The sequence below is a fragment of the Streptomyces sp. NPDC037242 genome (genome assembly GCF_055604165.1).
Genome location: NZ_JBVJUY010000008.1, coordinates 24,158 through 37,135 on the forward strand (window position 1 = coordinate 24,158; position 12,978 = coordinate 37,135).

General features: G+C 65.4%; 24 protein-coding genes. All 24 read right to left on the reverse strand.

All coding sequences use genetic code 11. The annotated features are described in order from the left end of the window. Positions 1-28 precede the first annotated feature (28 nt). Complete coding sequence (gene rplQ / locus ACZ7GJ_RS11825; RefSeq protein ID WP_069921530.1) at positions 29-493, reverse strand: 50S ribosomal protein L17; 465 nt, start codon at positions 491-493, stop codon at positions 29-31. Between the two features lie 92 nt (positions 494-585). Further along, the gene (locus tag ACZ7GJ_RS11830) at positions 586-1,608 is read right to left on the reverse strand and encodes a DNA-directed RNA polymerase subunit alpha (protein ID WP_007265920.1); all 1,023 of its coding nucleotides are present in this window, start codon (positions 1,606-1,608) and stop codon (positions 586-588) included. A 150-nt stretch (positions 1,609-1,758) separates the two neighbouring features. Then, the gene (gene rpsK, locus ACZ7GJ_RS11835) at positions 1,759-2,163 is read right to left on the reverse strand and encodes a 30S ribosomal protein S11 (RefSeq protein ID WP_003956432.1); all 405 of its coding nucleotides are present in this window, start codon (positions 2,161-2,163) and stop codon (positions 1,759-1,761) included. A 54-nt stretch (positions 2,164-2,217) separates the two neighbouring features. Then, positions 2,218-2,598 carry a 30S ribosomal protein S13 gene (gene rpsM, locus ACZ7GJ_RS11840; protein WP_030710357.1) on the reverse strand — a complete coding sequence of 127 codons (381 nt, stop codon included), beginning with the start codon at positions 2,596-2,598 and terminating at the stop codon, positions 2,218-2,220. Positions 2,599-2,797: 199 nt separating this feature from the next. Next, the gene (gene rpmJ, locus ACZ7GJ_RS11845) at positions 2,798-2,911 is read right to left on the reverse strand and encodes a 50S ribosomal protein L36 (RefSeq protein WP_003956441.1); all 114 of its coding nucleotides are present in this window, start codon (positions 2,909-2,911) and stop codon (positions 2,798-2,800) included. Between the two features lie 72 nt (positions 2,912-2,983). Beyond that, positions 2,984-3,205 (reverse strand): translation initiation factor IF-1, encoded by a 222-nt coding sequence (gene infA, locus ACZ7GJ_RS11850; RefSeq protein ID WP_003956442.1) that lies wholly within the window; start codon positions 3,203-3,205, stop codon positions 2,984-2,986. A gap of 140 nt (positions 3,206-3,345) precedes the next feature. Beyond that, entirely contained in the window at positions 3,346-4,197 is an 852-nt protein-coding gene (map, locus tag ACZ7GJ_RS11855) for a type I methionyl aminopeptidase (protein WP_365919407.1), read from the reverse strand. A gap of 110 nt (positions 4,198-4,307) precedes the next feature. After that, the gene (locus ACZ7GJ_RS11860) at positions 4,308-4,955 is read right to left on the reverse strand and encodes an adenylate kinase (protein WP_470751103.1); all 648 of its coding nucleotides are present in this window, start codon (positions 4,953-4,955) and stop codon (positions 4,308-4,310) included. Next, complete coding sequence (gene secY, locus ACZ7GJ_RS11865; protein ID WP_470751104.1) at positions 4,955-6,268, reverse strand: preprotein translocase subunit SecY; 1,314 nt, start codon at positions 6,266-6,268, stop codon at positions 4,955-4,957. Before secY ends, ACZ7GJ_RS11860 begins: the two co-directional genes overlap by 1 nt. A gap of 186 nt (positions 6,269-6,454) precedes the next feature. Further along, a complete protein-coding gene (rplO, locus tag ACZ7GJ_RS11870; RefSeq protein ID WP_330298080.1) occupies positions 6,455-6,910 on the reverse strand; it encodes a 50S ribosomal protein L15 in 456 nt (151 codons plus the stop codon). 1 nt (position 6,911) lies between these two features. After that, entirely contained in the window at positions 6,912-7,094 is a 183-nt protein-coding gene (gene rpmD, locus ACZ7GJ_RS11875; RefSeq protein ID WP_005313525.1) for a 50S ribosomal protein L30, read from the reverse strand. Next, a complete protein-coding gene (gene rpsE, locus ACZ7GJ_RS11880) occupies positions 7,094-7,696 on the reverse strand; it encodes a 30S ribosomal protein S5 (RefSeq protein ID WP_030388857.1) in 603 nt (200 codons plus the stop codon). Before rpsE ends, rpmD begins: the two co-directional genes overlap by 1 nt. Before the next feature lie 45 nt (positions 7,697-7,741). After that, the gene (gene rplR / locus ACZ7GJ_RS11885; RefSeq protein WP_030026334.1) at positions 7,742-8,125 is read right to left on the reverse strand and encodes a 50S ribosomal protein L18; all 384 of its coding nucleotides are present in this window, start codon (positions 8,123-8,125) and stop codon (positions 7,742-7,744) included. 2 nt (positions 8,126-8,127) lie between these two features. After that, a complete protein-coding gene (rplF, locus tag ACZ7GJ_RS11890) occupies positions 8,128-8,667 on the reverse strand; it encodes a 50S ribosomal protein L6 (protein WP_365919400.1) in 540 nt (179 codons plus the stop codon). A gap of 20 nt (positions 8,668-8,687) precedes the next feature. Then, positions 8,688-9,086, reverse strand: coding sequence for a 30S ribosomal protein S8 (gene rpsH / locus ACZ7GJ_RS11895; RefSeq protein ID WP_007265911.1), 399 nt, complete (start codon positions 9,084-9,086; stop codon positions 8,688-8,690). Between the two features lie 223 nt (positions 9,087-9,309). Beyond that, entirely contained in the window at positions 9,310-9,495 is a 186-nt protein-coding gene (locus ACZ7GJ_RS11900; protein WP_003956452.1) for a type Z 30S ribosomal protein S14, read from the reverse strand. A 5-nt stretch (positions 9,496-9,500) separates the two neighbouring features. Continuing rightward, a complete protein-coding gene (gene rplE, locus ACZ7GJ_RS11905; RefSeq protein WP_030008469.1) occupies positions 9,501-10,052 on the reverse strand; it encodes a 50S ribosomal protein L5 in 552 nt (183 codons plus the stop codon). Further along, complete coding sequence (gene rplX / locus ACZ7GJ_RS11910) at positions 10,052-10,363, reverse strand: 50S ribosomal protein L24 (RefSeq protein ID WP_030008468.1); 312 nt, start codon at positions 10,361-10,363, stop codon at positions 10,052-10,054. Before rplX ends, rplE begins: the two co-directional genes overlap by 1 nt. Before the next feature lie 2 nt (positions 10,364-10,365). Next, positions 10,366-10,734, reverse strand: coding sequence for a 50S ribosomal protein L14 (gene rplN / locus ACZ7GJ_RS11915; protein ID WP_008739701.1), 369 nt, complete (start codon positions 10,732-10,734; stop codon positions 10,366-10,368). A gap of 106 nt (positions 10,735-10,840) precedes the next feature. Continuing rightward, on the reverse strand, positions 10,841-11,122 hold the full coding sequence (gene rpsQ / locus ACZ7GJ_RS11920; RefSeq protein WP_470751108.1) for a 30S ribosomal protein S17: 282 nt from the start codon (positions 11,120-11,122) through the stop codon (positions 10,841-10,843). Beyond that, positions 11,122-11,346, reverse strand: a complete 225-nt coding sequence (gene rpmC / locus ACZ7GJ_RS11925; protein WP_008739703.1) for a 50S ribosomal protein L29 — start codon at positions 11,344-11,346, stop codon at positions 11,122-11,124. Before rpmC ends, rpsQ begins: the two co-directional genes overlap by 1 nt. Beyond that, the gene (gene rplP, locus ACZ7GJ_RS11930) at positions 11,346-11,765 is read right to left on the reverse strand and encodes a 50S ribosomal protein L16 (RefSeq protein ID WP_243629930.1); all 420 of its coding nucleotides are present in this window, start codon (positions 11,763-11,765) and stop codon (positions 11,346-11,348) included. The genes rpmC and rplP overlap by 1 nt, the downstream gene beginning before the upstream one ends. A 5-nt stretch (positions 11,766-11,770) precedes the next feature. Then, on the reverse strand, positions 11,771-12,613 hold the full coding sequence (gene rpsC / locus ACZ7GJ_RS11935; RefSeq protein ID WP_030230639.1) for a 30S ribosomal protein S3: 843 nt from the start codon (positions 12,611-12,613) through the stop codon (positions 11,771-11,773). After that, positions 12,613-12,960, reverse strand: coding sequence for a 50S ribosomal protein L22 (gene rplV / locus ACZ7GJ_RS11940; protein WP_007265904.1), 348 nt, complete (start codon positions 12,958-12,960; stop codon positions 12,613-12,615). Before rplV ends, rpsC begins: the two co-directional genes overlap by 1 nt. Positions 12,961-12,978 lie beyond the last annotated feature (18 nt).

Sequence of the window (12,978 nt, forward strand, 5' to 3'; positions counted from 1 at the left end):
AGCCGTTCAGCGTGATCCCGAAGCGGGATCAGGCCTCCTTGGTCTCCTCGGCGGCGGGAGCCTCGGTGGCCTCCGCCTCCTTCACGGCGCGCTTGGTGGCGGCCTCGGCCTCACCAGTGGCCTGCTGGGCGACCGTAAGGGCCTCGACCAGCTCGATCACGGCCATCGGGGCGTTGTCGCCACGACGGTTGCCGATCTTGGTGATGCGCGTGTAACCACCGGGGCGGTTCTCGTAGCGCGGGGCGATCTCGGTGAACAGCGTGTGCACGATGCTCTTGTCCGTGATCGTCTGCAGCACCAGGCGACGGTTGTGGATGTCGCCCTTCTTCGCCTTGGTGACCAGACGCTCGGCGTAGGGACGCAGGCGACGGGCCTTGGCCTCGGTCGTGGTGATGCGGCCGTGCTCGAAGAGCGCCTTCGCGAGGTTCGCGAGAAGGTGCTTCTCGTGCGCGGCGGAGCCGCCCAGACGGGCACCCTTTGCGGGACGCGGCATGGTGTTACTCCTTCATATCTGCACCGGCCGTGTCAGGTACCGGTGTCAGTTCCCCCGAGGCGGATGCCGCGGGAAAGATCTACGGGTGCTGCTTAGTACTGCTCGGTCTCGACGAAGCCGGCGTCGGCATCGTCATCGGCGCCGAAGGCGTCAGCCGCGGCGGTCGGGTCGAATCCGGGCGGGCTGTCCTTGAGCGCCAGGCCCATGCCGGCCAGCTTCGCCTTGACCTCGTCGATCGACTTCGCACCGAAGTTGCGGATGTCGAGCAGGTCGGCCTCGGAGCGGGCCACGAGCTCACCCACGGAGTGGATGCCCTCGCGCTTGAGGCAGTTGTACGAGCGGACCGTGAGCTCGAGCTCCTCGATCGGCAGCGCCAGGTCGGCGGCCAGGGCCGCGTCCGTCGGCGAGGGGCCCATGTCGATGCCCTCGGCGTCGATGTTGAGCTCGCGCGCCAGACCGAACAGCTCGACCAGGGTCTTACCGGCGGACGCCATGGCGTCGCGCGGGCGCATGGCCTGCTTGGTCTCGACGTCGACGATCAGCTTGTCGAAGTCGGTGCGCTGCTCGACTCGGGTCGCCTCGACCTTGTAGGTGACCTTGAGGACCGGGCTGTAGATGGAGTCGACCGGGATGCGGCCGATCTCCTGGCCCAGCTGCTTGTTCTGGACGGCGGAGACGTAGCCGCGACCGCGCTCGACGGTCAGCTCCATCTCCAGCTTGCCCTTGCCGTTGAGCGTGGCGAGGACCAGGTCCGGGTTGTGCACCTCGACACCGGCCGGGGGCGCGATGTCAGCAGCGGTGACCAGGCCGGGACCCTGCTTGCGCAGGTACATCACGACCGGCTCGTCGTGCTCCGAGGAGACGACCAGCTGCTTGATGTTGAGGATGATGTCGGTGACGTCTTCCTTGACGCCCGGCACGGTGGTGAACTCGTGCAGGACGCCGTCCACGCGGATGCTGGTGACAGCGGCACCCGGGATGGACGACAGGAGCGTACGGCGCAGGGAGTTGCCGAGGGTGTAGCCGAAGCCCGGCTCCAGCGGCTCGATCACGAACCGCGAGCGGTACTCGTCGACGACCTCTTCGGTCAGCGAAGGACGCTGAGCGATAAGCATGTCTGTGTTCCTTCATTCGTGGACGCCCACTATTTGACGCCCGACGGGATGCCGTACCGGAGTACGGCTACTGCAAGGGTACGGGCGGCACGGCCCCCGAAGGGGTCGTACCGCCCGGACACTCAAGAACGCACAGGTGCGTCCGCTGCGTCAGACGCGGCGGCGCTTCGGCGGGCGGCAGCCGTTGTGCGGGGTGGGGGTGACGTCCTGGATCGAGCCGACCTCGAGGCCAGTGGCCTGGAGGGAGCGGATCGCGGTCTCGCGGCCGGAGCCCGGACCCTTGACGAAGACGTCAACCTTGCGCATGCCGTGCTCCTGCGCGCGACGGGCGGCCGACTCGGCGGCCATCTGCGCGGCGAAGGGGGTGGACTTGCGCGAGCCCTTGAAGCCGACGTGGCCGGCGGAGGCCCAGGAGATCACGTTGCCCGAGGGGTCCGTGATCGAGACGATGGTGTTGTTGAACGTGCTCTTGATGTGGGCGTGCCCGTGAGCGACGTTCTTCTTTTCCTTGCGGCGCACCTTCTTGGCAGCGCCCTGACGACCCTTGGGGGGCATCTAAATCTCCTACGGGAGGTGGTCGGTCCTACAGCGCAAGACCGCTGAACAGGACTACTTCTTGCCCGGCTTCTTCTTACCGGCGATCGCGCGACGCGGGCCCTTGCGGGTACGCGCGTTCGTGCTGGTGCGCTGACCGTGCACCGGGAGGCCGCGACGGTGGCGGATACCCTGGTAGCACTGGATCTCGACCTTGCGACGGATGTCGGCCTGGATCTCGCGGCGGAGGTCACCCTCGGTGCGGAGGTTGGCGTCCACGTACTCGCGGATCTTGACCAGGTCCTCTTCGGCCAGGTCACGAACGCGGGTGTTCGGGTTCACGCCGGTGGAGGCGAGGATCTCCTTGGACCGGGTGCGCCCGATACCGAAGACGTAGGTGAGTGCGATCTCCACACGCTTTTCGCGCGGGATGTCAACACCGGAAACGCGTGCCATTCAATGGCTCCTGTGTGTTCGGGGGTCTTCCGCAGAACCGACCCCGACCGCCGACCACACCTGATGGGTGGTGGTACGTCCGGGTCCCCGGCCCCCGCCGGAGGTGCCGCCGGCCCTTCTCAGGGCTGGGCGGGTTCTGCGTATGTACGTTTTCTTACGTCGCGCGAAGAACTGCGTAGTGCAGGTCGGTCGGCGTGCGTCAGCCCTGGCGCTGCTTGTGGCGCAGGTTGTCGCAGATGACCATGACCCGGCCGTGACGGCGGATCACCTTGCACTTGTCGCAGATCTTCTTGACGCTCGGCTTGACCTTCATGTTGGTGAGGTTCTCCGGGTCAGTGCCACCACCCGCGCCGGACAAGACGCCCGGACGGAGTGAAAGCAAGATCTACTTGTATCGGTAGACGATCCGGCCACGCGTCAGGTCGTACGGGGAGAGCTCCACGACAACCCGGTCATCGGGCAGGATGCGGATGTAGTGCATGCGCATCTTGCCGCTGATGTGCGCGAGGACCTTGTGACCGTTCTGGAGTTCCACCTTGAACATCGCGTTCGGGAGGGACTCGATCACGGTGCCCTCGATTTCGATGGCACCTTGCTTCTTGGCCACGCTTCGCCTTTCGAATCGGCTACCTTGATCAGCTCCCTGCTTCACATGAGGACATGCGGGTGCAAAGGAGCCGACGAGTCAGTCTACGTCAGGGCACCCAGAAAGACGAATCCGGAAAGTTTGCCCCACAGACTAGATCATTAACCAAGCGGGTCGGGCGCGGTGGACACGCCGTACTCCGCCAGCTTCGCCTTGCCGCAGTCCGGGCTGGTCAGGACGATCGGGCCCGCCTCGGTCAGCGCGATGGAGTGCTCCCAGTGCGAGGACCAGGTGCCGTCGGTCGTGATGACCGTCCAGTCGTCCGCCAGGACCTCGGTCTGCGCCGTGCCCAGGGAGACCATCGGCTCGATCGCCAGGCAGACGCCCGGGACGAGCTTGATCCCCTTGCCCCGCTTGCGCGAGACGTAGTTCAGCAGGTGGGGGTCCATGTGCATCTCGGATCCGATGCCGTGGCCGCCGTAGTCCTCGATGATCCCGAACTTGCCGAGGCTGTGCTCACCGGTCGTCGGCCGCGGCTGGCGCTTGATGTACGTCTCGATCGCCTTCGAGATGTCCACGAGGCGGTTGCCGAGCTTCATGGCGGCGATGCCGGCCCACATGGACTCCTCGGTCACCCGGGAGAGCTCCAGGAGCTCAGGCGCGTGCCCAGTGCCCACGAAGGCGGTGTACGCGGCGTCGCCGTGCCAGCCGTCGACGATCGCGCCGGCGTCGATCGAGATGATGTCGCCGTCCTTGAGGACCGTCTTGTCGTCCGGGATGCCGTGGACGACGACCTCGTTCACCGAGGTGCAGATGGTCGCGGGGAAACCGCCGTACCCGAGGAAGTTCGACTTGGCGCCGGCGTCCGCGATGACCTTGCGGGCCACCATGTCCAGATCGCGCGTCGTGGCGCCGGGGACGGCCGCCTCACGGGTCGCCGCGTGGATCGCCGCGACGACCAGCCCCGCCTCGCGCATCTTCGCGATCTGCTCGGGGGTCTTGATCTGCACCATGCCGTGCCTTCCACCTTCTGAACCGGGGTCTGCTGGGTCTGCTGGGTCTTCTCAACAGTACGGCCGCGGCGCCCGAAGGACACCGCGGCCGTACTTTCACAGCAAGGGAACTACTTGTTGAGGGCGTCCATCGCGCGCTGCGTCACGTCCGCGACCTCACCGAGCGCCGGGATCGTCGACACGAGGCCCTGGGCCTTGTAGTAGTCGATGATCGGCTCGGTCTGCGTGTGGTACACGTCCAGACGGTTGCGGACCGCGTCCTCGGACTGGTCCTCACGCACGTACAGCTCGCCGCCGCAGATGTCACAGACACCCTCGGTCTTCGGCGGGTGGTACGCGACGTGGAAGACGTGCGCGCCGTCGTTGCGGCAGGTGCGCCGGCCGGCGAGGCGCTTGACGACCTCGTCCTCCTCGACCTCCAGGTCGAGGACGGCGTCGAGGTTCATGCCCTCGGCCTTCAGCATCACGTCGAGGGCCTCGGCCTGCGACACGTTGCGCGGGAAGCCGTCGAGCAGGAAGCCGTTCGCGGCGTCCGGCTGCTCCATGCGGTCCTTGGCCATGCCGATGGTGATCTCGTCGGGGACGAGGTCGCCGGCGTCCATGAACGCCTTCGCACGCTGGCCGAGCTCGGTGCCCTGGCTGATGTTGGCCCGGAACAGGTCGCCCGTGGAGATGTGCGGGATGGACAGGGTCTTGGCAAGGACGGTGGCCTGCGTTCCCTTGCCCGCACCGGGCGGTCCGACGAGGACGATTCGCATCAGCGGAGGAACCCTTCGTAATTACGCTGCTGGAGCTGGCTCTCGATCTGCTTCACGGTTTCCAGACCCACACCCACGATGATCAGGATGCTCGTCCCGCCGAACGGGAAGTTCTGGTTCGCTCCGAAGCCGGCCAACGCCATCGTCGGCACAAGAGCGATCAGACCCAGGTACAGCGACCCCGGCCAGGTGATCCGGTTGAGTACGTAGCTCAGGTACTCGGCGGTAGGTCGACCGGCGCGGATACCCGGGATGAACCCACCATACTTCTTCATGTTGTCTGCAACTTCCTCGGGGTTGAAGGAAATCGCCACGTAGAAGAACGCGAAGAAGACGATCAGGAGGAAGTAGGCCGCGATGTAGTACGGGTGGTCGCCCTTGACGAAGTGCTTCTGGATCCAGGTGGCCCAGCCGGCCTGCGAACCGCTGAACTGAACGATCAGCGCCGGGATGTACAGCAGCGACGAGGCGAAGATGACGGGGATGATGCCCGCCTGGTTCACCTTGAGCGGGATGTAGGTGGACGTACCGCCGTAGGCACGGCGGCCGATCATGCGCTTCGCGTACTGGACCGGAATCCGGCGTTGCGCCTGCTCGACGAAGACCACCAGGCCGACCATCGCGAGGCCGACCAGCATGACCACGCCGAACTCGACCCAACCGTCGGCGATCTTGCCCTGGAGCTTGATCTGCCAGAGGGCGCCGATGAAGCCGGCGGCGATCGAGATGAACATGAGGATCGACATGCCGTTGCCGATGCCGCGGTCGGTGATGAGCTCACCGAGCCACATGACGACACAGGTACCGGCGGTCATGGTGACGACCATGACGACGGTGGTGAAGATCGATCGGTCCGGAACGATCTCGCGCGCGGCGGGGCAACCCGCGAACAGGGCGCCGCTGCGGGCCGTGGCGACGAGGCCGGTGCCCTGCAGGATCGCGAGCGCGACCGTCAAATAGCGCGTGTACTGCGTGATCTTCGCCGTGCCGGACTGACCCTCTTTTTTGAGGGTCTCCAGCTTCGGGATGACCACGGTCAGCAGCTGCAGGATGATGCTGGCCGTGATGTACGGCATGATGCCGAGCGCGAAGATCGTGATCTGCAGCAGCGCACCGCCACTGAACATGTTGACGAGCCCGAACAGGCTGTTGCTGCTGCCCATCGAGTCGACACAGATCTGAACGTTCTTGTAGCTCACGCCGGGAACCGGGATGTGGGACCCGAGCCGATACAGCACGATGATGCCGAGCGTAAAGAGCAGCTTGTTGCGCAGGTCGGGCGTCTTGAACGCCCGGGCGAACGCGGTGAGCACGGTGCCTCCTGCGACCCCCGCGCTACTGCGTCAGAGGTGACGGTCTGAGGGATCGACGTATACGACAAAGCTAAAGGTGCAGGCCACCTTACCGGCGATACTGCCCCCCGTGGAACGACCAACCGGGGATGCCCCAAATGTGAGGCATCCCCGGTCGGGTTTCAGCTATTAATCACTGAGTTCGTCTTAGACGAGCTCGGTGACGGTGCCGCCTGCGGCAGCAATCTTCTCCTTGGCGGAGCCGGAGACGGCGTCAACCGAAACCTGCAGCGCAACGGAGATCTCGCCCTGGCCCAGGACCTTGACGAGGCTGTTCTTGCGAACCGCGCCCTTGGCGACCAGGTCGGCCACCGTGACTTCTCCACCCTCGGGGTAGAGAGCGCCGAGCTTGTCCAGGTTCACGACCTGGAACTCGGTGCGGAACGGGTTCTTGAAGCCCTTGAGCTTCGGCAGACGCATGTGGAGGGGCATCTGCCCACCCTCGAAGCGCTGCGGGATCTGGTAACGGGCCTTCTGGCCCTTCGTACCACGACCGGCCGTCTTACCCTTCGACGCCTCACCACGACCGACACGGGTCTTCGCGGTCTTGGCGCCGGGGGCGGGACGGAGGTTGTGGGCCTTCAGCGGGCTGCTCTCAGCCATGTTAGTCAACCTCCTCAACCGTCACGAGGTGGCGGACGGTGTGCACCATTCCGCGGAACTCGGGGCGGTCCTCCTTGACGACGACGTCGTTCAGGCGCTTGAGCCCGAGCGAACGCAGCGTGTCGCGGTGGTTCTGCTTGCTGCCGATGTACGACTTCGTCTGCGTGATCTTGAGGCGAGCCATTACGCACCCGCCCCAGCACGTGCACGAAGCAGAGCCGCGGGGGCGACGTCCTCGAGGGGCAGACCACGGCGAGCCGCGATCTCCTCGGGACGCTGCAGGCCCTGGAGGGCCGCCACGGTCGCGTGCACGATGTTGATCGCGTTGTCGGAGCCCAGGGACTTCGACAGGATGTCGTGAACGCCGGCGCACTCCAGAACGGCGCGCACCGGGCCACCGGCGATAACACCGGTACCGGGGGAAGCAGGCTTCAGCAGGACAACGCCGGCCGCCTTCTCGCCCTGGATCGGGTGCGGGATGGTGCCCTGGATGCGCGGAACCTTGAAGAAGTTCTTCTTGGCTTCCTCGACACCCTTGGCGATGGCCGCGGGAACTTCCTTGGCCTTGCCGTAACCGACACCTACGGTGCCGTCACCGTCGCCCACCACGACCAGCGCGGTGAAGCTGAAGCGGCGACCACCCTTGACAACCTTGGCGACGCGGTTGATCGCGACAACGCGCTCAACGTAAGCGGTCTTCTCGGCGGCAGGGCCACCGTCGCGACCCTTCCGGTCCCGCCGCTCGCCGCCACCGGCACCGCTTCCGCGGCGCTGGGGTCCAGCCATTGGATTACCTCTCTCTGTTACGTCCGTGAGTCCCGGAACCGGGGCTTAGAACTTCAGCCCGGCTTCGCGGGCGGCGTCAGCCAGAGCGGCAATGCGCCCGGCGTATCGGTTGCCACCGCGGTCGAACACGACGGTCTCGACACCCGCAGCCTTGGCACGCTCGGCGACGAGCGCGCCGACAGCCTGGGCCTGGGCGCTCTTGTCGCCTTCGCCACCGCGGATCGAAGCGTCCAGGGTCGACGCCGACGCCAGGGTGTGACCCTGGAGGTCGTCGATGACCTGAGCAACGATGTTGCGGTTGGAACGCGTCACGACGAGGCGCGGACGCTCCGCCGTACCCGAGACGTTCTTGCGGATGCGGATGTGGCGGCGAGCCTTGGCAGCGCGCTTGTACGCGTCGCCCTTGGCGATCTTCACACCGTATGCCATGGCTACTTACCAGCCTTTCCGACCTTGCGGCGGATGACCTCGCCGGCGTACTTGACACCCTTGGCCTTGTACGGGTCGGGCTTCCGCAGCTTGCGGATGTTGGCGGCGACCTCGCCGACCTTCTGCTTGTCGATGCCCTCGACCGAGAACTTGGTGGGCGACTCGACCTTGAAGGAGATGCCCTCGGGCGCCTCGATCAGGATCGGGTGGCTGTAGCCAAGCTGGAACTCCAGGTCGGAGCCCTTCGCGGCGACGCGGTAACCAACACCGCTGATCTCGAGAGCCTTGACGTATCCCGTGGTCACACCGGTGATCATGTTCGCCACCAGCGTGCGGGACAGGCCGTGCAGGGCCTTGTTCTGACGCTCGTCGTTCGGGCGGGTGACGTTCAGAACGCCGTCCTCACCCTTGACGATCTCGATCGGCGCCTTGACGACGTGCGTGAGGGAACCCTTGGGGCCCTTCACGGCGACCGTCTGGCCGTCGATGGTGACGTCCACACCGGCGGGAACCTGGATGGGGAGCTTGCCGATTCGCGACATTGCTTTTCCTCCGTTCCCGACTACCAGACGTAGGCGAGGACTTCCCCACCTACGCCCTTCTTGCCTGCCTGCTGGCCGGTCAGGAGACCGTGGGACGTGGAGATGATCGCCACGCCCAGGCCGCCGAGGACCTTCGGCAGGTTGGTGGACTTTGCGTACACGCGCAGACCGGGCTTCGAGATCCGCTTGATGCCCGCGATGGAGCGCTCACGGTTCGGCCCGAACTTCAGCTCGAGGACGAGGTTCTTGCCGACCTCGGCGTCCTCGACCTTCCAGCCGGTGATGAAACCCTCCTGCTTGAGGATCTCCGCGATGTGCGACTTGATCTTGCTGTGCGGCATCACGACAGTGTCGTGGTACGCCGAGTTAGCGTTACGCAGACGGGTCAGCATGTCTGCGATCGGGTCAGTCATGGTCATGAAGTGGCCTTCGGCCTCTCTCGCCGGGGTTTCCTGTATGCGCCATCCCTCTCCCCACTCAGTGGCGGGACGGGTGCGGTGCGGGGACCTACGGCGTAGTAAGTCGTTATGGGCGGCGGACGCCCAACCACACAAGCCTAAGGCATGCGCGGCCGGGCATCCGCCGACCAGATGCTTACCGAGAGTGCCTGGTACTTCCCAAGTCCTTGCGGACGAGGGGGATTTACCAGGAGCTCTTGGTCACGCCCGGCAGCTCGCCACGGTGAGCCATCTCACGAAGGCACACGCGGCACAGGCCGAACTTGCGGTACACGGAGTGGGGACGACCGCAGCGCTGGCAGCGGGTGTACGCACGCACACCGAACTTGGGCTTGCGGGCAGCCTTCGCGATGAGAGCCTTCTTCGCCATCTCGCTTACGCCTCCTTGAAGGGGAAGCCGAGGTGACGAAGGAGCGCGCGGCCCTCAGCGTCGTTGGTCGCCGTGGTGACCACGGTGATGTCCATACCCCGGGTACGGTCGATCTTGTCCTGGTCGATCTCGTGGAACATGACCTGCTCCGTGAGACCGAAGGTGTAGTTGCCACGGCCGTCGAACTGCTTCGGCGACAGACCACGGAAGTCACGGATACGCGGCAGCGCGAGCGACAGCGTACGGTCCAGGAACTCCCACATGCGGTCACCACGGAGGGTGACGTGGCAGCCGATCGGCTGACCCTCGCGAAGCTTGAACTGCGCGATGGACTTGCGGGCCTTCGTGACGGCCGGCTTCTGACCGGTGATCGTCGTCAGGTCCTTGATGGCGCCGTCGATCAGCTTGGAGTCGCGGGCGGCGTCGCCCACACCCATGTTGACCACGATCTTCACGAGGCCGGGGATCTGCATGACGTTCTCGTAGGAGAACTCCTCACGCAGCTTGCCCGCGATGTCCTCGCGGTACTTCGTCTTGAGACGCGGAGTGGTAGCCATCAGATGTCCTCACCCGTCCGCTTGGCAACGCGGATCTTGTTGCCCTCGTCGTCGAAGCGGTAGCCGACGCGGGTGACGACCTTCTTGCCGTCCTTCTCCACAACCAGCTGAACGTTGCTGACGTGGACCGGGGCCTCGGTGATCACAATGCCACCGGCCTGGTTCTGCGCAGCCTTGGTGTGCTTCTTGACCCGGTTGACACCCTCGACGAGGACGCGGTTGTCAGCGGGGAAGGCAACGATGACCTTGCCCTGCTTGCCCTTGTCCTTACCGGTGATGACCTGAACCAGGTCGCCCTTCTTGATCTTCATGCTTACAGCACCTCCGGCGCGAGCGAGATGATCTTCATGAACTTCTTCTCGCGCAGCTCACGGCCCACCGGGCCGAAGATACGGGTGCCGCGAGGGTCGCCGTCGTTCTTCAGAATGACGGCGGCGTTCTCGTCAAAGCGGATGTACGAGCCGTCCTGGCGGCGACGCTCCTTGACGGTGCGAACGATGACCGCCTTGACGACGTCACCCTTCTTCACGTTGCCACCGGGGATCGCGTCCTTGACGGTGGCGACGATGACGTCACCGATGCCCGCGTAGCGGCGACCGGAACCACCGAGAACACGGATGCAAAGGATTTCCTTGGCACCAGTGTTGTCGGCGATACGCAGTCGCGACTCCTGCTGGATCACGTGTATCTCCTGTTTGTCTGCCGGTTCCCGGCGGGGGCCTCACTCCGAAGAGCTACCGCCCCCACCGAGCCTGGCGGAACGAACCTAAGGGAAACCCCTCAGGTGCTTACTTGGCCTTCTCGAGGATCTCGACGATGCGCCAGCGCTTGCTCGCCGACAGCGGACGCGTCTCCATGATGAGGACGCGGTCGCCGACGCCGGCAGCGTTCTGCTCGTCGTGCGCCTTGAGCTTGTTCGTACGGCGGATGACCTTGCCGTACAGGGCGTGCTTGACGCGGTCCTCGACAGCGACGACGACGGTCTTGTCCATCTTGTCGCTGACAACCAGACCCTCACGGGTCTTGCGGAAACCGCGCGCGGTGTTCTCAGTCACGTTGTTCTCGCTCATCAGGCGCTCTCCACCGTCTCGATACCGAGCTCACGCTCGTGCATCAGGGTGTAGATGCGAGCGATGTCCTTACGGACGGACTTGAGCCGGCCGTTGTTCTCCAGCTGACCCGTGGCCGCCTGGAAGCGGAGCTTGAACAGCTCCTCCTTGGCCTCGCGCAGCTTGCCAACGAGCTCCTCGTTGCCGAGCTCACGCAGCTCGGACGCCTTGGTTCCCGTCGCCATCACGACTCACCTGCCTCGCGCCGAACAATCCGGCACTTCATCGGAAGCTTGTGAGCAGCGCGGGTGAGCGCCTCACGAGCAATCTTCTCGTTCGGGTAGGACAGCTCGAACATGACCCGGCCCGGGTGCACGTTGGCGATCCACCACTCGGGAGAACCCTTACCGGAACCCATGCGGGTCTCGGCAGGCTTCTTGGTGAGCGGGCGGTCCGGGTAGATGTTGATCCAGACCTTGCCGCCACGCTTGATGTGGCGGGTCATCGCAATACGAGCCGCCTCGATCTGGCGGTTCGTCACGTAAGCCGGGGTCAGCGCCTGGATGCCGTACTCGCCGAACGTGACCTCAGTACCGCCCTTGGCCATACCGCGGCGCTTCGGGTGGTGCTGCTTGCGGTGCTTGACCCTACGAGGGATCAGCATGTCGGTCAGGCCTCCGTTCCGGTGCTCTCAGCCGGAGCGGCGGCGGGAGCGTCGGCCTTGGGGGCCTCGACACCAGCAGCCTGCTGCGGCTTGCGGCCACCACGGCCGCCGCGCTCGCCACCACGGCCACCACGGCCGGCGGGACGGTCGCCAGCGCCCTGCGCGCCACGGGCCGGGCGGTTACCCGCACGGGCCGCAGCGTTCTCGGCGCGAACCTCGGCGATGTTCTTGACGTCGCCCTTGTAGATCCAGACCTTCACACCGATACGGCCGAAGGTGGTCTTGGCCTCGAAGAAGCCGTAGTCCACGTTCGCGCGGAGGGTGTGCAGCGGCACACGGCCTTCGCGGTAGAACTCGGAGCGGGACATCTCGGCGCCGCCGAGACGGCCGCCACACTGGATCTTGATGCCCTTGGCGCCGGCCTTCATCGTGCCCTGCATGCTCTTACGCATGGCGCGACGGAAGGAGACGCGGGAGGAGAGCTGCTCGGCAACGGCCTGAGCGACCAGCTGGGCATCGAGCTCGGGGTTCTTGACCTCGAGGATGTTCAGCTGGACCTGCTTGCCCGTGAGCTTCTCGAGGTCACCGCGGATGCGGTCGGCCTCGGCGCCACGGCGGCCGATGACGATGCCCGGACGAGCGGTGTGGATGTCCACACGCACGCGGTCACGGGTGCGCTCGATCTCAACCTTCGAGATGCCGGCGCGCTCCATGCCGGACGTCATCATCCGACGGATGGCGACGTCTTCCTTGACGTAGTCCTTGTACAGCTTGTCGGCGTACCAACGCGACTTGAAGTCGGTGGTAATGCCGAGTCGGAACCCGTGCGGGTTTACCTTCTGGCCCATTACCGGGAACCTTCCTTGCTGCTGACGACCACGGTGATGTGGCTGGTCCGCTTGCGGATCCGGTAGGCACGGCCCTGGGCACGCGGACGGAACCGCTTCAGGGTCGGGCCCTCGTCCACGTACGCCTCGCTGATGACCAGCGTGGAGGCGTCCGGGTGGTTGTAGTTGTGTGCTGCGTTGGCGATGGCGCTGTCAAGCACCTTGCCAACCGGCACGCTCGCGGCCTGCGGGGCGAAACGCAGGACCGCCTGAGCCTCCGTGGCATCCATGCCACGGATAAGGTCCACCACTCGGCGGGCCTTCATGGGCGTGACGCGGATGTACCGCGCCTGGGCCCTGGCTTCCATGGTTGTCCCTTCGGTGTA